Annotated in this window: 12 protein-coding genes; 6 read left to right on the top strand and 6 right to left on the bottom strand. The window is 72.4% G+C overall.

Features of this window, described 5'->3' with window-relative positions; all coding sequences use genetic code 11:
* The first annotated feature begins 8 nt into the window (after positions 1-8).
* The gene (locus CcI156_RS06755) at positions 9-1304 is read left to right on the top strand and encodes a DUF58 domain-containing protein (RefSeq protein WP_076804800.1); all 1296 of its coding nucleotides are present in this window, start codon (positions 9-11) and stop codon (positions 1302-1304) included.
* A gap of 311 nt (positions 1305-1615) precedes the next feature.
* On the top strand, positions 1616-2491 hold the full coding sequence (locus tag CcI156_RS06750; protein ID WP_011435210.1) for an ABC transporter substrate-binding protein: 876 nt from the start codon (positions 1616-1618) through the stop codon (positions 2489-2491).
* 30 nt (positions 2492-2521) lie between these two features.
* On the opposite strand, the gene CcI156_RS06745 is transcribed toward CcI156_RS06750, so the two are convergent.
* Positions 2522-3532, bottom strand: a complete 1011-nt coding sequence (locus CcI156_RS06745; RefSeq protein WP_011435209.1) for a stage II sporulation protein M — start codon at positions 3530-3532, stop codon at positions 2522-2524.
* Between the two features lie 167 nt (positions 3533-3699).
* On the opposite strand from CcI156_RS06745, the gene CcI156_RS06740 reads away from it, so the two are divergent.
* Both CcI156_RS06740 and CcI156_RS06735 read left to right on the top strand, forming a co-directional pair.
* Positions 3700-4662 (top strand): RDD family protein, encoded by a 963-nt coding sequence (locus tag CcI156_RS06740; protein ID WP_076804798.1) that lies wholly within the window; start codon positions 3700-3702, stop codon positions 4660-4662.
* 790 nt (positions 4663-5452) lie between these two features.
* Entirely contained in the window at positions 5453-7696 is a 2244-nt protein-coding gene (locus tag CcI156_RS06735) for a transglycosylase domain-containing protein (protein WP_254847301.1), read from the top strand.
* 36 nt (positions 7697-7732) lie between these two features.
* On the opposite strand, the gene CcI156_RS06730 is transcribed toward CcI156_RS06735, so the two are convergent.
* From CcI156_RS06730 to CcI156_RS06715, 4 genes are all read right to left on the bottom strand, one after another.
* Positions 7733-8881 (bottom strand): SIS domain-containing protein, encoded by a 1149-nt coding sequence (locus CcI156_RS06730; protein WP_011435206.1) that lies wholly within the window; start codon positions 8879-8881, stop codon positions 7733-7735.
* Positions 8882-8896: 15 nt separating this feature from the next.
* Positions 8897-9094, bottom strand: a complete 198-nt coding sequence (locus tag CcI156_RS06725) for a Trm112 family protein (RefSeq protein WP_011435205.1) — start codon at positions 9092-9094, stop codon at positions 8897-8899.
* Positions 9094-10452 carry a phosphomannomutase/phosphoglucomutase gene (locus tag CcI156_RS06720; RefSeq protein WP_076804796.1) on the bottom strand — a complete coding sequence of 453 codons (1359 nt, stop codon included), beginning with the start codon at positions 10450-10452 and terminating at the stop codon, positions 9094-9096. The genes CcI156_RS06725 and CcI156_RS06720 overlap by 1 nt, the downstream gene beginning before the upstream one ends.
* A 232-nt stretch (positions 10453-10684) precedes the next feature.
* Positions 10685-11050, bottom strand: a complete 366-nt coding sequence (locus tag CcI156_RS06715) for a DUF3499 domain-containing protein (protein ID WP_035908204.1) — start codon at positions 11048-11050, stop codon at positions 10685-10687.
* A 401-nt stretch (positions 11051-11451) separates the two neighbouring features.
* On the opposite strand from CcI156_RS06715, the gene CcI156_RS27610 reads away from it, so the two are divergent.
* Together CcI156_RS27610 and CcI156_RS06705 are read left to right on the top strand one after the other, a co-directional pair.
* Positions 11452-11844, top strand: a complete 393-nt coding sequence (locus tag CcI156_RS27610) for a metallopeptidase family protein (RefSeq protein WP_035940918.1) — start codon at positions 11452-11454, stop codon at positions 11842-11844.
* A gap of 70 nt (positions 11845-11914) precedes the next feature.
* Positions 11915-13216 carry a type I phosphomannose isomerase catalytic subunit gene (locus tag CcI156_RS06705; RefSeq protein WP_076804794.1) on the top strand — a complete coding sequence of 434 codons (1302 nt, stop codon included), beginning with the start codon at positions 11915-11917 and terminating at the stop codon, positions 13214-13216.
* Positions 13217-13355: 139 nt separating this feature from the next.
* Here the strand turns inward: CcI156_RS06705 and CcI156_RS26650 are convergent, their stop codons facing one another.
* Positions 13356-18497: a DUF5719 family protein gene (locus CcI156_RS26650; RefSeq protein ID WP_076804792.1), complete on the bottom strand. Its 5142-nt coding sequence runs from the start codon at positions 18495-18497 to the stop codon at positions 13356-13358.
* Positions 18498-18519 lie beyond the last annotated feature (22 nt).

Below are 18519 nucleotides of genomic sequence, written 5' to 3'. Positions count from 1 at the left end.
CGGAAACGGTGGCGATCACCGGCCGTACCGTCGCACTGGCCCTGTTCGGGGCGCTGGTCGTCGTCCTGTCCCCCGCCCCGGGCCTGACCCTCGTGCTGGTCGACCTGGTGGTGGTGGGCTTGGTCGCCCTCGACCTCGCCCTGGCGGGTGGGGTCCGCACGCTGGAGTTCAGCCGCTCCGGACCGACCGCCGGGCGGCTGGGTCAGCCCGTTCCGCTGGTGCTCGGCGTCACGAACGGCGGCACCCRCACGGTGCGTGCCCACATCCGCGACGCCTGGCCGCCGTCCTCGGGGTCCCGGCCGCGGGAGCACCGGGTCACCGTTCCGGCGGGGGAGCGGCGCTTCCTGGAGACGACGCTGCATCCGACCCGGCGCGGCGACCGGGAGCCGTTCCGCATCACGATCCGTTCGCTGGGGCCACTCGGCCTCGCCGGCCGGCAGGGACGGCATCACTGCGCATGGCGGGTCCGAGTGCTGCCGCCGTTCACGTCACGCCGCCATCTGCCGGCCGCTCTCGCGCGGCTGCGGGAGGTCGAGGGCGAGGTCGCCATCCGCGGCGCGGGCGCCGGCTGCGAGTTCGACAGCCTGCGGGACTATGTGATCGGCGACGACGTTCGGCTGATCGACTGGCGGGGTACCGCCCGGCGCGGGACCGTCGTCGTCCGTACCTTCCGACCGGAGCGTGACCGCAGGGTCGTCTGCGTACTCGACACGGGTCGGACCTCGGCCGGGCGAATCGGCGATACCCCCCGACTGGACCACGCGCTCGACGCCGCGCTGCTGCTCACCGCGGTGGCGCTACGCGCGGGTGACCAGGTGGGTCTCGTGGCGCACGACAGCGTTCCTCGGATCACCCTGCCAGGCGGGCACGATCACGGGTTGCTCGCCCGGATGAGCGACGCGATGGCCACCCTGGAACCGGCCCTGATCGAGGCCGATCATGGCGGAATCGTGTCGACGGTGCTGCGCGGGACTTCGCGGCGGTCCCTGGTCGTCCTGTTCACCGACCTGGTACCAGCGGTGATCGAGGAGGGGCTGCTCCCGGCTCTGCCGACGCTGGCCGCGCGGCACACTGTCGTGGTCGCGGCGCTGCGCGACCCGCGCGTGGACGAGATGACGACCGGCCGAGGTGACGTCCGTGAGGTGTACGCGGCCGCGGCGGCCGAACAGACTCTGCTGCGGCGACGGGAGCTCACCGAGACGCTGCGCCGCCGCGGGGTCGAGGTGGTGGACGCACCGCCGAGCGGCTACGCGGCGGCCGTCACCGACATCTACCTCACCCTGAAATCCCTCGGCCGGCTCTAGACGACTATCTCAGCGAAATCATCGAAGGTGATTTCGCGAGGTGCCGGCCGGGCCGGCCGGTGTCCCCGGATGGTTCCGTGGCGGTAGACGGTACTCTGACCAGCATGGTCCGGGGATGGCCGCTGCCAAGGCGGCGTCACGGGACATCGCACCGACCGCGTCGCGCCCTTGTCCAGGAGGCCGGTTTCCGCGGTTCTTGGCCGGCCGAGGCACACCATGCCCCTCCCACCGCCCGGCCCGAGGCCGGCGCGACCCGAGAGTCCGCGCTCCGGCGCCCATCCGCGAGGGTGGGGCATCTCAGGAGGTCTTCCATGCAACGCCCACGGCGGCCTGCCGCTCTCGCGCTGGTGGTCGCGGCGGTACTGGCACTCGCGTCCTGCGCGTCGTCGGGTGGTTCGACCCCGGGCTCGTCGGGCACCACCGGGTCGGCCTCCCTTCACCTGGTCAAGCCCGGCCAGCTGACCATCGCCACCGGCTCACCGGCATATGAGCCGTGGTTCGCCGACGGCAGACCGGAGAGCGGCCAGGGATTCGAGAGCGCAGTCGCCTACGCCGTCGCCGCGAAACTCGGTTTCACCGCGGCGCAGGTGCACTGGATGAACGTGCCGTTCAACAGTTCGTTCGCACCCGGCGCGAAGAACTTCGACTTCGACATCAACGAGATCTCGATCACGCCGGAACGGCGGCAGGCAGTCGACTTCAGCAGCGGCTACTACGACGTCGCGCAGGCCGTCGTGGCGCTCAGATCCTCACGTATCGCGCACGTGACGACTCTCGCCGGGCTGAAGAACGCCAAGCTCGGCGCCGCGATCGGCACGACGAGTCTGACCGCCATCAACAAGCAGGTGAAACCGGCAGCGCAGCCGGCCGTCTTCAACGACACCAACGAGGCCGAGACCGCGTTGGAGAACGGCCCGATCGACGGGATCGTCGTCGACCTGCCCACCGCGTTCAAACTGACCGCCACCGAGATCGAGAATTCCGTCATCATCGGTCAGTTTCCCTCGACCGGCGAGCCCGAGCAGTTCGGCCTGCTGTTCGAGAAGGGTAATCCGCTGGTGCGCAACGTCAACGCCGCGCTGGCGGAACTGACCGCCAGCGGCGAGCTCAGGAGGATCACCGAGCAGTGGCTTTCAACCACGGCCGGAGCCCCCGTTCTGAAAACCGATGGTGCTCGCCACCCATGAGATGGTGCCGGGTAGTCGGTGTACCCGCGCTCAGGCCACCGGGAGCAGGTCGGCGCCGCCGCGTCCGGTGTCGATGTCACCGGTCTCTCCGGCCGCGGCCGCCCGGCCGCCATACAGCCGGACGTAGGCGATGAAGCCGCCGAACGCTACCGCGCCGATCCCGATCCGGATCGCCGTGGGCAACCCCGACGGGGTCACGAACGCCTCGATCAGCCCGGAGGCGGCCAGCACGAGCGCCATCCCCATCGTGATGGCCACCGCCGCGCGCCCCTCGGCGGCCAAGGCCTCCACCCGCCTGCGCGGACCCGGCGCAATGATCGTCCAACCGAGACGCAGCCCGACCCCGCCCGCGACGAACACGACCGTGAGCTCCAGCAGGCCGTGCGGGAGGATCAGGCCGAAGAACTGCCCGCTCTCCCCACAGCTGGACATGTATCCGCCGACGACGCCGAGATTCAGCGCGTTCAGCAACATGACCAGCAGGGTCGGGAGACCCAGCAGCACCCCGGAGACCACCGCCTGCGCGGCCACCCAGGCGTTGTTCGTCCACACCTGGCTGGCGAAGGACGAGGCCGGATTCTCGGTGTAGTAGGACGCGAAGTCGTGGCGGCACAGATCCGCGACCGCGTCCGGCGCACGCAGGTTCGCCTGCACCTCGGCGTCGTGCACGACCCACAGACCGACGGCCAGCGCGACGAGCAGGGAACCGAGCGCCGTCGCGACAGCCCACCATCGGCGTTCGTACACGGCCACCGGAAACGTCACCGCGAAGAAACGGCCGACGACATGCCAGCCGGGGTCGGGTGCGCCGCCCACCGCCGCCCGGCCTCGCGCCACCAGGTTCGTCAGATCGTCGACCAGGGTCGTGTCGTACGACCGGCTGCGGATGACCGAGAGGTGGGTAGCCGTGCGCTGGTACAACTCGACCAGTTCGTCGAGCTCGTCCGGTGCCATCCGCCGCGGCCGGCCGGCCTTGTCGACGAGCCGACCAAGCCGGACCCATTCCGGACGGTGCACGGCGACGTACGCATCGAGATCCATGGCGGTCTCATCCTCCCAGCCCGTCGAGATCCTCCCAGACCTCGAGCCGCACGCGTCCGAACCGTCCTCACCGCCGTCGGCGGCACCACCCGGCGAGGAGGATCGAACCGGGCGGCGTAAGCCATAAGGTGATGTCCGGATACCCATCGAGGTCCCGGGGGGCCCAGATGAACCAGGTCGTCACGGGAAAGGGATCCGCCGGTCTCGCCGGCACGGGTGTCCTCACGGGTGAGGCGATCGTCACAGGTGAAGCGATCACCATCGAACTGCGGGTGGCTCGGCTGGGCTCCCGTCTGATCGCCGGCCTGCTCGACCTGCTCATCCAGCTCTACATCCTCTACGCGGTCGGCGCCGCGGCCCTGCTGATCGTGCGGCCCGACAACGACGCCCTGATCGCCGCGGTATTCCTGCTGGTCTACGTCGGCGTCGTGCTCGGGTATCCGGTCACCTGCGAGACGCTGACGCGCGGGCGGACCCTCGGCAAGATGGCCATGGGGCTGCGTGTCGTCCGCGACGACGGAGGTCCCATCCACTTCCGGCACGCGTTCGCCCGGGGTCTGGTCGGGGCGGTCGTCGAACGTCCCGGACTGCTACTGGGCCTGCCCGCGGTGATCAGCATGCTGGTGTCGAAACACGCGAAGCGGCTGGGGGACGTCTTCGCCGGCACGGTCGTCCTGCAGGCCAGCGTGCCGCGCCCTGGCGGAGCGCCGCCGTCCGTCCCGCCCCAGCTCGTCGGCTGGGCCGCCACCCTCGACCTCACCGGGTTGGATGATGCTCTGGCCCTGCGTGCCCGCCAGTTCCTCGGCCGGGCGCACGAGCTGTCCCCGCAGGCCCTCRAACGCCTCGGCAGCGGGCTGGTCCGGCAGGTGYGGGCCGTCGTGACACCACCGCCGCCGCCCGGCACGCCGGGCTGGGCCTACCTGTCCGCCGTGTTGGCCGAGCGAACCCGGCGTGCCTACCATCGGCTGACGGCGAACCGGCCGAGATCGATACCCTCTCCCGTCTTCTCCCCGTACCCGACGGCCCAGTACCCGACGGCCCAGTACCCGACGGCCCAGTACCCGACGGCCCAAGACCAATCCCCGCCACCCCCCTACCCCACGGCCCCGCAACCCCCGCCGGGCCGGTAACCCCCGCCGGGCCGGTAACCCCCGCCGCCCTCACCGGTCCCCGGCAGGCAGCCAGCCCATCATCCGGCCGCACCCGCCCGGACCAGCCGGGACACGCACCATCAGATCCACACTTCCTTAACGTCTGCTAAACAATGTGGGGCGTACCGCACACACCGGACGTGGCGGCTGGTCCGCCGGTGAAACGCTCGTCTAGCGTTACCTAGGAATCAGACCRTCCGCACCAACCGCCTCGAACCCGGCGCGCACCCGCTGCCACGTCGCACCGGGTTCGAGGCGGTGATGCCGGTGAGCGACCAAGTGCCGGCTCACGCATGCTGGACAGGTCCCAGGAAGACTCCGGCCCTTGCGCCGGTCCACGGAGGGGGTGACGTTGACGTCTGTCGGACGGGAGTCGAGCACTCCATCTCAAGCCACCCCGCCCCCGCGCGCGAGCAAGCCGGCCGACCCGAGCAAGCCGGCCCGGCCGGGTGTCCCGTCGCGCGCCGTCGCGCCGGAACGTGCCCCCGCCCCGCCCCGATCCGCCGCATCGCCCCGATCCGCCGCATCGCCCCGATCCGCCGCATCGCCCCGATCCGCCAGGCCATCCCGATCCGCCAGGCCATCCCGATCCGCCAGGCCGGGCAACGTGGCGAGCGGCGTCACCTATGCGGACGACGGCGCTTCCGCGCGTCGCTCCCCCGGCGGCACGGGCGACGGTCCGGCCGCAGCCGGCGCGGCCGGGGCCGGTGGAGCGGGTAGGCCGCTCAACCCCCGTCCGCCCGTGAACCGGCGTCGGGTCCTGAAGAAGATGGGGCTGACGGCGATCGTTCTGGGGCTGGTCGTCGCGTTGTTGTCCCTGCCGTTCGTCGGTGCGGTCGGCCTGTTCGCCAAGGAAAGCGCGGACCACTTCCTCGGGCTGCCCGGCGAGCTCGTCACGCCTCCGTTGCCGCAGAGTTCGACGATTCTGGCCGCCGACGGATCAGTGATTGCCACGTTGCGCGGCGCCGAGAACCGCATCGTCGTGCCCGGCAACGAGATCCCGAAGATCATGCGCGAGGCGATCGTCTCGATCGAGRACGCCCGCTTCTACAAGCACGGCGGCGTCGACCCACAGGGCGTCTTCCGCGCCGCGCTGCGCAACAGCGAGGCCGGCGGAGTCGCTCAGGGCGGTTCGACGCTGACTCAGCAGTACGTCAAGAACGTGCTGCTGCAGAACGCCCGCACCACGCGGGAGCKAGAGGTCGTGGCCGGAGACTCCCTGGACCGCAAGATCCAGGAACTCCGGTACGCCCTGGACATCGAGAAGCGGTTCTCCAAGGACGAAATCCTGGAGCGCTACCTCAACATCGCGTATTTCGGTGACGGCGCGTACGGGATCGGCACCGCCGCCGAGCACTACTTCGGGGTGCCCATCTCCCAGGTCACCCTCGAACAGGCGGCGCTGCTAGCCGGGCTCGTSCAGAGTCCGTCCCGGTACAACCCCGCAGCTCACCCGGAGGCCGCGCTGGCCCGGCGCAACACCGTGCTGGACAAGATGGCCGCCGAGGGGTATGTCTCTACCATCCAGGCGGAGGCGGCGAAGCAGCTGCCGCTGAACGTCGTGAAAGCCCCGCCGCCAGCCGCGGACTCCTGCGAGACGTCGTCGGCGCCGTTCTTCTGCGACTACGTGCGCTCCCAGCTGCGGGCGAGCCCGGCGCTCGGTTCCACCCTGGAGGAACGCAACCGACGCATCTACGAGGGCGGCCTGGTCATCAGGACCACTCTCGACCCACTGGTGCAGCAGGCGGCGCAGGACGCCGTCAACTCGACCATATCGCCGAGCAACCGGGTGTCGGCGACCGAGGTCGTCATCCAGCCCGGTACCGGCAACATCCTCGCCATGGCAGTGAACCGGGTGTACGGCTCGAACACAGCAGCCAACCAGACGGTGGTGCCGCTGCCGACCAACGCCACCTTCCAGCCCGGGTCGACGTTCAAGACCTTCGTGCTCGCCGCCGCGCTCGAACAGGGCTACGGCACCTCGACGGCCTTCTACTCCCCGGCCTGCTACGAGAGCAAGAAGTTCCCGTTGGACCGCGGTGAGGGCGACTGCCCCAGGGGTTTCTCGAACTCCGATCCCGCCGAGGCCGGCATCTACGACATCCCCAAGGGCACCTGGGACTCGGTGAACACCTTCTACGTGCAGCTCGCGGAGAAGACCGGCATCCCGGCGGTCCTGGAGATGGCCAAACGCCTGGGCGTCACACCGCCGAAGGCGGACAAGATCGGCTCCACCGACGGGGCCACCGCCATCGGTGGCGGCCAGTACATGTACGTTTCCCCGTTGCAGATGGCCGACGCCTACGCGACGATCGCCGGCGGCGGGGTGCGCTGCACGCCCCGCTTCGCCACCGGGGCCGTCGACTCCAGCCACGACCCGATCGACATCGCCCAGCCGCCGCAGTGCGAACAGGTACTCGCCAAGGGTGTCGCCGACACCGTGACCAGCGTGCTCGCCGGCGTCCCGCTCCACGGGACCGGGACCAAGGCGGCCATCGACCGCCCCTCGGCGGGCAAGACCGGCACCACCGACGAGTTCTCGGCCGCCTGGTATGTCGGCTTTACCCCGCAGATCACCGCAGCGGTAGCCGTCGGCGATCCCATGGGAGCGGAGAGCCACCCGCTGCGGGGCGTCGTCGCCGACGGCCGGACCTGGCCCCGTGTCTTCGGCGGCGACCTGCCCGCGATCATCTGGAGCAAGTCGATGCGGGCCGCCCTAGCCAACCAGCCGGTAGTCCCGTTGCCCGGTGCCGATCCGACCGTCGCGCGCGGCATCAAGGGAGGTCTGCAGAACACCCCGCCAGCGCCGGCACCCGGTCAGGGCCTCGGCGACCTGTTGCAGAACCTGGGTCAGCAGATCTTCCCTGGCACGGGCGGGCAGCCGCAGGGAGGCGGCACCCCGCTCGGCCAGCCCGGCACGGACCAGAGCGGGCAGAACCAGGGACAGCCGCAGCAACCCCAGAACGGCGCCGAACCGGGATCCGGCAGAGGGGATCAGCCTGCCGCCCACTAGCCCGCCTTCCGGCGGTCTGTCAGCGCCTGAGGTCTGTCAGCGCCTGAGGTCGTGGGCGGCGGGTACCTGCACGGGATCGACCCCGAGCGCCAAGGCGAGATAAACGGCCGTGTAGTCGAACAGGCCGATGAGTGAGGCGAGCCGTTCCAACGGCCCGCCGCCGTCGGCGCGCAGTTCGGTGACGCCGACGCCTCGCTCGGCCGCCACCGCCACCGCCGCCTCGGCCTGCCGGGCGACATCCGGACGTTCGACGTCGGGATCGCGCAGCAGGACCAGGCGGAGCCGGATCGACTCGTCCTCCTCGGCGCGGTCGCGGAAGAAGTCGTCGAGGTCGTCGCGCGCCGGGTCGCCAGCCGCCGCGAGACCCGCCCCGAAGGCACCGTCGAACAGCGCGACCTGGTGGCGGGCGGGATGCGGCAGCGCCCCGGCGATGGCCGGATACTTCGCGCTCGTCGCGAGCTGGGTGACGGCACGTTCGGCCACCACGTTCGTCACCGGTGAGGTTCCCCAGATGAGCGGCAACGTACCGGCCAGCTCGAGCGCGAGCGTCTTCGCCGGATTGACGAACGACTCGCTGGACGAACGGCAACGGGTCGCGACGTCCTCGAGGCGGACGGCGGCCGCCTCGATCGCCTCGTCCGCCACCCGCGCGATACCCAGGGCCCGGGCGACGATGATCAGTGGCAGCGACAACGACCACAGGACGGCACGAGCGGGCCGCTCCGCCGAAGTCACGACGAGGGGCGCACCGGCCACCCCGGCCAGGTAGGCCAGGGGGGTGTCGGCAGGGGCGACCACGGCCACCCGCGCGCCGCGCCGGTTCGCCTCCTCCACCGCCGAACAGGTCTCCGCGGAGGCACCGGACGCCGACACCGCGAGGACGATGTCGGCCACCCCCACCCAGCCCGGAAGGCCGTAGGTGTGGTGACCGATGACGGGCACCGGGCTGGCCGGCCCGGCGACGGCGGCGAGCACCTCGGCGGCCAGCGCCGCGCCGCCCACACCCACCACGACGACCGCCCGGGGCCGTCCGTCGGCGGCGAGGCGACCGACCCCGGCCTCCTGGGCGAGGGTGGCACCGCGACGGACCTGGCGGGCGGCGGAGGCGATGTGCGGCAGGAGACCGCCGGCGTGACCGGCGTCGATCCGGGCGGTGTCGTCGAGGATCGCCTCGTCGAGATACACGTCGAGGCCGCGGCGTCAGTTCGACGCCGACGCGCCGGAGAACGGGATCGCCTCGTCGAGCAGCATCACCGGGATGTCGTCCCGCACCGGGAACGCCAGGTCGCAGGCGAGGCACACCAGCACGGGGGCGCCGCTCAGCTCGTCGGGCCGCAGCTCACCGTGCTTGCTGCACGGGCAGACAAGGATCTCCAACAGCAGCGGGTCGAGACTCATCAGGCTTCCCTTCCGCTCCGGATCCGAGCGAGGATCTCGTCGCGCAGCCGGTGCATCGTGGCGTCGTCGGGCCCCTCCACATTGAGCCGCAACAGCGGCTCGGTGTTGGACGGGCGGAGGTTGAACCAGGATCCGTCCGAGAAGGAGATCGTCAACCCGTCCAGGTGGTCCACGTCGGCAGCGTCCGGCGCGTACGCCTTCTCGATCACGTTCATCGCCGCCGCGGCGTCCGCGATCTCGGAATTGATCTCACCGGACGCGCTGTAACGGGCGTACCCCCCGAGCAGCTCGGACAGCGGCCGGTCCTGGCTGCCCAACGCGGCGAGCACATGGAGCGCGGCGAGCATGCCGGAGTCCGCTCGCCAGAAGTCGCGGAAGTAGAAGTGACCGGAATGCTCGCCACCGAAAACCGCGCCGGTACGGGCCATCTCGGCCTTGATGAACGAGTGGCCCACGCGGGTCCGGACCGGGACCCCCCCGCGCTCGGTGACCAGCTCGGGGACCGCCCGGCTGACGATGACGTTGTGGATGATCGTGCCCCCCGGCTCCCGGGCCAGCTCGCGATCGGCCACCAGGGCGGTGATGGTCGACGGAGAGACGATCTCCCCCCGCTCGTCGACGACGAAGCAGCGGTCGGCGTCGCCGTCGAAGGCCAGGCCGATGTCGGCTCCGGAGCTGCGGACGGCGGCCTGCAGGTCCCGCAGGTTCGCCGGCTCGATCGGGTTCGCCTCGTGGTTCGGGAAGGAGCCGTCCAGCTCGAAGTAGAGCGGGATCACTGTCAGCGGCAGCCCGGTGAAGGTGGCCGGGACGGTCAGCCCGCCCATGCCGTTGCCCGCGTCCACGGCGACCGTCAGCGGCCGGATCTGCGCCAAGTCGACCAAGGTGCGCAGATGACGCACGTAGGAGTCCAGCAGGTCCCGCCGAGCCACGGTGCCGCGACGACCGGGACCGGCGGGAATGCCCGCCTCGATCATCGCGCGGATGTCGGCGAGCCCGGTCTCCTGGCCGATGGGTGYCGCGCCGGCCCGGCAGAGCTTCATGCCGTTGTACTTCGCCGGGTTGTGCGACGCGGTGAACATCGCACCCGGAATGTTCAGCGAACCGGCGGCGAAGTAGAGCAGATCGGTGGATCCCAGCCCGGCGGCGATCACGTCCGCGCCCTGGCTGGCCGCCCCTTCCGCGAAGGCCTCGGCGAGCGGGACCGACGACTCCCGCATGTCGTGCGCGGTCACGATCCGCGGGGCGCCGAGCAGCCGCACGAAGGCGGCTCCGGTGGCTCGGGCGACGTCGGCGTCGAACTCCGCCGGCACCACGCCACGCACGTCGTACGCCTTGAAGATCCGCGAGAGGTCACGCATCCCTTCCAACCCTTCTCCCTGGTGTCCCCCGGCACCGGGTGAATGGTGCCTCCCGGCCGCGCGGCCACTACTGCGACCGGCTCGGTTGACCTTATCCGCCGGGTCCGACACCGCTGGAACCGCGTCCGGGCGAACTCGCGCCGAACCACTCGCCGAACCACCGGTACCAGGACAAACGGAAGATCGGGACGACCACCTGACCGGGACGGCCAAGAGGTGGGAGCGCTCCGGATCAGGACGGACTGGGAACGGCCCGCAGGTGACCCCGCCGGCCACCCGGGGGTGGGGCCTGCGGACCCTGCGGGGGCTCCGGCCCTCCCCGCCGGGACGCCTCACGCACGGCGTCCGCGAGGGCCTCCAGATCGTCCCCGGCCACCTCACGACCCCCCTCACGGGGTGCCTCGGCCTCGAGCCGGACCACAGCCCAGCCAAGCGGCACGGTGAGCCGATCCGCGTGGGTGCCGCACAGATCGTAGGAGTGTGGTTCGACGTACGGGGAGAGCGGGCCCAACACCGCCGTGGATTCCGCGTAGGCGTACGTGAGCGTGGCGACCGCGGCTGCGGAACAGGCCGAGCGGGAGCAGCGCCGAGGCTTCACGTTCCGGACGGTAGCCCCCGGAACGGACGACGGCCACCACCTCGGGTCGTGTCGCGTGGCGCGACGACTAATCGTCACGCGGCGTCGACCATGCCATCGCGGCCCGCATACAATATCCCTCGTTCAGCACGTATCCAGAGCGATTTTGAGATCATGGACCGTCCTCGAGCTGGTAGCGATGGGGGATGGAGCGCAGGGATGTGACCGGAACCGTCGTTGCCGCGCCCACGGATCGGCGCACCACTCCGAGCGATGCCGGAAGCGGCGCGGAGTTCACCGCGATCGACGGACGACCGTCCATCCTTGAACGCTACGCTGACAGGGTGACCGAGCCCGAGCGGTTCCCGGCAGTCGCCCGGCCGATCCCGCCACGGCGCCGGCGCGACCGGCGCGGCCGTGGCATCCGGGGCACTCTCCTTCCGCCGGACGTGCCCGCCTACGCCACCCGCGGCGACCGCTTCGACGATCTCGTCTTGGACGCCGTCGAGCATCTCGACCACCGGTGGTCCACTGAGCTCGCGGACGTCGAGTTCGCCGTCGAGGACGTACCGCCGGTGGCGGTGACCGATGACGAGATCCCGCTCGCCCATTACCAGCCGGCCGGCGGCAAGGGTCGGTCGGGAACCCCGCGACGCATCGTCGTCTACCGCCGCCCGATCGAGGCGCGGGCCGTCGACAGCGAGGACCTGGCCGAGCTCGTCCTCGATGCGATCATCCACGAGATGGCTGAGATGATGGGGGTCGACCCCGCCGTGATCGACCCGGAGGGCCACGGCTGGGGCGACGAGGAATAGCGAGCAACAGCGAGGAACAGCCGAGCCGCGGTGGCTGGCCGGCCGCAGGACACCCACCACGAGGGAGACCGTGACCACCAGGAACGAGCCCGCTCGGGCGACGGCATCCGGCGCCCGGGTCCTGCCACTGCACGGTCAGGCGCAGTCGTACGCCTGGGGGTCCCCGACCGCGATTCCGAACCTGCTCGGGGCGGCCGCGACCGGTGAGCCGGTCGCGGAGCTGTGGCTCGGCACCCATCCGGTGGCGACGGCCCTCGCCGAGGACGACGGCATCCGCCGTCCGGCCACCGACCTCGTCGGTCAGCTGCCGTTTCTGCTCAAGGTGCTGGCCGCCGAGAAGGCGCTGTCGCTGCAGGTGCACCCGGACCTGGCGCAGGCCCGGGCCGGCTTCGACGCGGACGACGCGGCCGGTCTCGGCTTGGGCGATCCACGTCGACGTTACCGTGACCGGAATCACAAGCCCGAACTGATCGTCGCGCTGTCCCCGTTTCGGGCTCTCGCCGGCATGCGTGATCCCGGCCGGACCCTCGCCATCGTCGCCCGGCTGGGCTCACCGGCCCTCACCGCCGCCTTCCGACCACTGGCCGACGATCCCTCGGGCGGCGCCGCACAGGTGCTCCGCTCCCTGCTGACCATGCCGCGCGAACCCGCCCGTGACCTCGTTCGCGGCCTCGTAGCGACGGCCCGCCGGCTCGCCGCCGGCCCGTACGGCGCGGCAGCGCCGACGGCGCCGGGGCCGCCCAGCGCCGAAACGGACGACACGGCGACGGACGGGGCCGCGGTGGACGGCGCCGAAGCCGATGACGTCGCGCGGGCGGCCGATCTGATCGGTCTGCTCGCGGCCGCGCACCCGGGCGACGTCGGGATCGCGGCCGCCCTGTTGCTGAACGACGTCACCCTGCGCCCCGGGGAGGGGCTCTTCCAGCCCGCGCGGCTGCTCCACGCCTACGTCTCCGGCCTGGGTATCGAGATCATGGCGGCCTCGGACAACGTGCTGCGCGGCGGGCTCACCCCCAAGCACATCGATGTCGACGAGCTCCTACGCATCCTCGATCCCACTCCGAGCGCGGCACCGATCCTCATGCCCCGTACCCTCGCGGTCTCCTCCGGTGGTCTGCTCCGCGGCTGGGATGTCCCCGTCGGGGACTTCGCCCTCACCGAGGCGATCTGCACCGGGGGTGCCCTGGACGTGGGACGGCCCATGCTGCTGCTGGCCATCGAGGGTGCGGTCCGGGTGACCGGCACCGCCGACGACGGGACGACCGTCGCCCCGGTGGAGTTGCGCGGGGGYCGGTCCGCCCTGCTGRCCGGATCCRCCGCGTTGACCCTCACCGGCACCGGTCGGGTCTTTCTCGCCGCTTCCGGCCGCTGACGGGCGACGCCACCGACAGGGCGGGGTGCTGACGGCCCGGAAGACCGGAAACGTCACGAACCTCCCGCACGTCCTGGGAGGACGCCGACCGGTGCCCGGCCCGCCACGAGGCGAAGGTCGAAGGTCGGCGGACACAGGCCTAGCCGCGCTGATACAGGACGGTGGGATCCTCGATGGAGACCGGAGCGTCGAGGAGCCTCGACGCCCCCCACAACGGAACGACGGTGGAGATGCTCCGCGGCATCACGGGCTTGGGCATCCCGAAGGTCGACGACGCGGCGGTCGACGACGCGGCGGTCGACGACGCGGAGCCGGTGGAGCCGGAGGAACCGGAGGGGGTAGGCCCACGGGGCGGATCCCCGGATACCCGGCCCTCCCCCGGCGTACCGGGGGGAGGGCCGATCACGGCGGTGGCCTCCAGCGGGCCGCCGACCGCGACAAGCCGTCCACCGGCCCGTCCGATCGGCATGCGGGCAGTCGCGACGGTGCCCGGCCGTACCCGTACCAGCTCGCCGTCGATCCACGCCGTGACCGCTCCCGCCGGAGCTGCGAGCACGACGACGCCGGTCGCGCCGGGCGGCACCGGTGGGAGGGAGACGACCGCGTCCGGCGCGGATCCCGCCCCGGCGGCCAGCCCCGTCGGCCCGGAGAGGCCGACCGCCTGGCCGTACGCGTCGAGCCCGCGCGGGTCGAGCGGAGGATCAAGGCTGGTGGCGCCGACCCAGGTGGATCCGCCGGCCGARCCGGTCGACCGCTCTCCCGCCCGGCCCGACGGTGCGGCCAGTCCGGCGAGCACCGGTGCGTCATCGGCCGATTCGACCAGGACCGCCGAGGCGGCGCCCGCCGGCAGCGGCACGGGCGTGGTGATCGCACCCGTGGCGGGCACGACGACGGCCTCCAGGCCGATCGGCGTGTGCCGACCCGTACCCGTGAGGACCGTGATGCGCACCGTGGCCTCCCGCAACGGTGCGGCGAGCACCAGGTGCGCCGTCGAGGACGCTGACCCCGCCGGGACGACGACCCCGCCAAGCAGGAGACGCCGGGCCGGGGCGGAGGTGCTCGGGACAAGGCTCACCGGATCCGCACGCCCCGCCCGGTCCGTCCCCGGCACCGAGTCCGTACGCCCCGCGCTGGGCCGGTCCGCGACCCAGGTGAGAACCCGGCCGGAGCGCACCTGGACGTCGAGCGCGGTCGCGGTGGCCTCCGGTGCGAGGGAGGCGAGTCGCCGGATCACCGCGTGCTCCGGGGGCACGGTGATGTCCTGCGGCGACGTCGCCGGTCCGTCGGAAAGCACCCGCACGTTGATCCGGGCCGGTTCATCTGCCAGATTCGACCAGATCACCACCGGATCCCGACCGGCCACGGTCGATGGTCCGGTGAACCAGACCCGGGCCCGGGACGGCTCGCAACGCGCCTGAATCGGCCCGACGCCGTCCATTGACCCGACGCCGTCTYTGTCCCGGGCCGTCACGGTGGCCGACAGTCCCCCGGCGGACGCACCCTGGGCGGTCACCAGGATCGATCCGCGGCTGCCCGCCACGCCGGTGACGGCGCTGCTCTCCGAGGGCCGCGGAAGGTCCAGGTGACGTCGACCACGGGCGTCCATCCGTAGTCCAAGCCCTTTGGTTGGAACCTCGGACCCCACCGTGGACACCCGCACCCGGCCCGTCGGTCCACCGCCGGCGGCCACGTCCAGGCCGAGCGAACGGGCCCGCCCGCCCGGCCCGTCCGGATCGGGTGCCACCAGCGTCAGGTCCGGGCAGGCCAGCATGGCGCCTGACAGCGRCCAGATCCGTCCCTTCCCGGYACCGGTGCTGGTGCTGGTGCTGGTGCCGGTGCCGGTGCCGGTGCCGGCGAGGAACGCCCCGGTCAGCCCGAGCAGTCCGAGGACCGCCAGCGGCAGCACCGTCCGCGAAACGACCGTCCGCGAAACGACCACGACGTGACACGACGGCCGCTGGTATGACGGCCGTTCGACCTTCCCGACCCGCCCCGGCTGCGTCGCAGCCGGGGGAGCCATCCGCCGCGACCGCATGACCGGGATTCCCAGCATGACCGGGATTCCCAGCAGGACGAGCGCGGCGAGTGCCGCAGCCTGGCCCACCACTGCCCGGTGGGGTGAAGTCCGGTCGTGGTCGATGCGGAGCCGACCGCCGTCGGGCGGCAGTTGGAATCCGGCTGCCCAGCCCCACGCCCGGAACGGAGCCAGCGGCCGGCCTTCCAGCCACGCGTGCCATCCGGCATCCGCCGGTACGGCGAGCACCAGGCAGCGTGCCGGGCCGGACCGGGCTGCGAGGGCGGGCAACCGCTCGCCGGAGGCCAACCGACGTACCGAGGAGGGCGCTGGCGGCAGCGGCGCCGAGAGGAGGGGAGGAACACCCGGCGCCGTACCGATCGGGCGGGTTGTCGGCCTCGTCGCCGCGGGAGCGGAGTGCCGCGCCACCGGCTCACGACGATCGGCCCGATCGGACTCCATCACCCAGGCCAGGGGTCCGCCCGCCCACCCGGATGCGTCCGGTCGCGGCGCGCCGGCCCCACCGGGCTCTCCCAAGGCCGTCGCACCACGGGCCGCAACGGCGGGGCGCCAGAGGATCGCCCCCGGGCGGGGACGATCCCGGATCAAGGACGGCGTCGCGTCCAGGCGGGCGACGAGCTGAGAGGCCGAGTCGACCGTAGGTACAGCGACCGATGTCACGCCCAGAAGCGGGAGCCAGCCGGCTGCCCGGCCACCGTTGGTGGCGAGGTCCGCGACCATGTCGGCGAGGAACCGGCCGGACCGCCGCGGGGTGCGGGCGCCGGCCTCGGGAAACGTCGGCCCGGACGCGGAGGCCAGGGTGTACCGGATCGTTCTGGCCGAGGCCGGTTGGTGCAGGACGAGGACGCGGGCACCCGGCCCAGCGGCGCGGGTCACGGCCGCGACCGCGTGGGCGAGGGCGGACCCCTCGACRCCGGCCGGGTTCGCCCCTGTGGTGTCGCCGGGCCGGGCCACGTCCACGGCCAGGAAGCGGGCGGCAAGGATCAGCGGCCCGACGAGGAGGAGCAGCGTCACGGGAAGGACCACCAGCACGGCCGTGCGCCGCCGGCGGCCCCGCTCCCGGCCCGCGAGGCGGCCGAACAACCAGCAGGCCAGACATCCACCGACGAAGCCGGCCACATCGGCCCTGGGTCCGCTGTCCGCACCGGCCAGCAGGGCCAGGGAGTACTGGGGCAACCGGGCCAGGGTGATCGCCGATTCGGTGAGGACAGCGACGGGATCCACCCGCAGGTCCGGAAGCACCGGGATGATCGTCGCGAGCAGAGCGACGATCATCCCGGGCAGCCTGGACCGCGCGGTCAGGAACGCGACGACGACCAGGCCCGCCCAGGCGATGGCCAGCGTCGACGGGGCGCAGGCGATGAACCCGACCAGACAGATCGCGAGCGTCCACACCGGCCGGCCCGGCGCCCCACCGACGCCAAAGCCGGAGCCGTCCCGCCGGTCCCGCAGGACCGCGTCGGCGGCGGCGAGCACCAGGGGAAGGCCGATCACCGCGCCCACGGTGTCGGTGCGGCCGGCGAGGACCGACCCGGTCATCACCGGGTTCAACCCGTAGCCGGCGGCGAGCCCGAACCGGGCGATCGGATGTGGTCCCAGCCGGGCGAGGGCCCGGTAGACGCTCAGGCCCGCGAGCGCCGGGCCGGCCGCCAGCAGGATCCAAGCGGCCGGCGCCGGCCTCCCCCCCAGCAGAGTGGCTGCCGCGGCGAGCAGCGCGGTGAAAGGGGGTGCCGGCCCAGGACCACTCAGAGGTCCATCGGGCGCCCCCGCCCATCCAGACCACACGGCCGACCACAGGTTCCGGCTGCCTGCCGGGAGCGGCAGGCCCCCGCCGAGCATGTCCGCCGGCATCCCCCGCATGGCCAGGAGCCCGACGGCACCCAGCAGGGCCGCCAGGGTCGTCGGCGGCCAGGCCGGCCGGCGCGGGTGCACATCCGGTCTGGGCCCGGTGACCATCAAGGTGGTGTCGGCGACGTCTTCGGCGGCTCCGGCCCGATCAAGGAGATCATCGGCGCCGGCTCCGCGCCGCCACGGCAGGCGGGCCGGGAACAACGGGCGGACGGCCCGATGCGGCACCGCCCACGTGCGGGCGGCGCGCCGACGCATCCGGCGCAGCTGCCATGGCCGCCCCAGCACGGTACCGGCGAGCGTGAGCTCGGCGRGCGCCGCCCGGCGTCGGCCGCGCAGGAGCAGGCCGAGGGTGCGCACGACCGTTCCGACGAGCAGGGCGACCACCATCGCCGGAAACAGCACCGTCGCCGTGTTCGCCAGCCGGACCCGTAGAACCCCCGCGCGGTCGGCCGATGCCCTGGGGAAGGCCGGCCCCCCGGAAAAGGCTGAGGCCGAGGTCACGGTCACCGTGGCCGACGGGACGACGACGACCCGTAGGCCGGCACGGGCCACCCGCCAGCCGAGATCGATGTCATGACCACCATCGAGCTCGGGGTCGAGTCCACCCAGCAGTCGCCAGACCACCGCCCGCACGAGCATGCCCGAACACGCGACGGCGAGGACGTCACGTACCCCGTCACACTGTCCATGATCATCATAGTCCGGGCGAATTCCGGGATGCCGTCGCCCGGCCCGGTCGACGCTCACCCCGGCTTCAACCACCCGGGGTCTCGTCACCGGCCGGGACCGCGCACCTGCCGGTCCAGCGGAACCGCCCGCTCCGGCGGGTGGGACGAATTTGGCGGGTGGGGCGGATTCCGGAGCGCGGGCGAGCAGTTTGGGGCCGAGGACGGCGGCGCCCCGGTCCAGCCGGGCGTAGGCCAGCAGGGTGTGCAACGCGCCCGGGGTGGGGATCGCGGTGTCGTCGAGGAGCCAGACGAATCCGTGCTCCGGTGGGTTCCCCAGCCGAGCCAGCCCCACGGCTACGGCGGCGCCGAACGGTGTGGCGGACGGCACCTCTACGACGAGGGGCTCGGCGACCGGGTCACCGGCCTGAGCATCCGCGCCGTCGGTGCCCGGGTCGACGGGATGGTCGGCGGACGGGAGGCGACCCTCCCCGTCCAGGGGAGACGCGCGTTGCCGGGGAACGCATCCCCCGCCACCGAGCCGCACCTCGACGACCCGGTCCGGCGGTCTGGTCTGGGCACGCAGGGCGGCCCGGACCTGGGCGGCAACGTCGGGTCCACCACCCCCTCGACCGAGCACGCAGACCGCGACGACCGGCGGCCCCGCGTCATCGGCCACGGTCACCGCGGCGACCGTGGCCGCCTGTGACCTGCCCGGATCGCCCGTCATGCGCCGACCGCCGGTCACCGGT

It is taken from the genome of Frankia sp. CcI156 (genome assembly GCF_001983015.1).
Taxonomy (GTDB): domain Bacteria; phylum Actinomycetota; class Actinomycetes; order Frankiales; family Frankiaceae; genus Frankia; species Frankia casuarinae.
The sequence above is the reverse complement of the archived record's forward strand: the minus strand, read 5'-3'. Positions and strand labels throughout refer to the sequence as shown.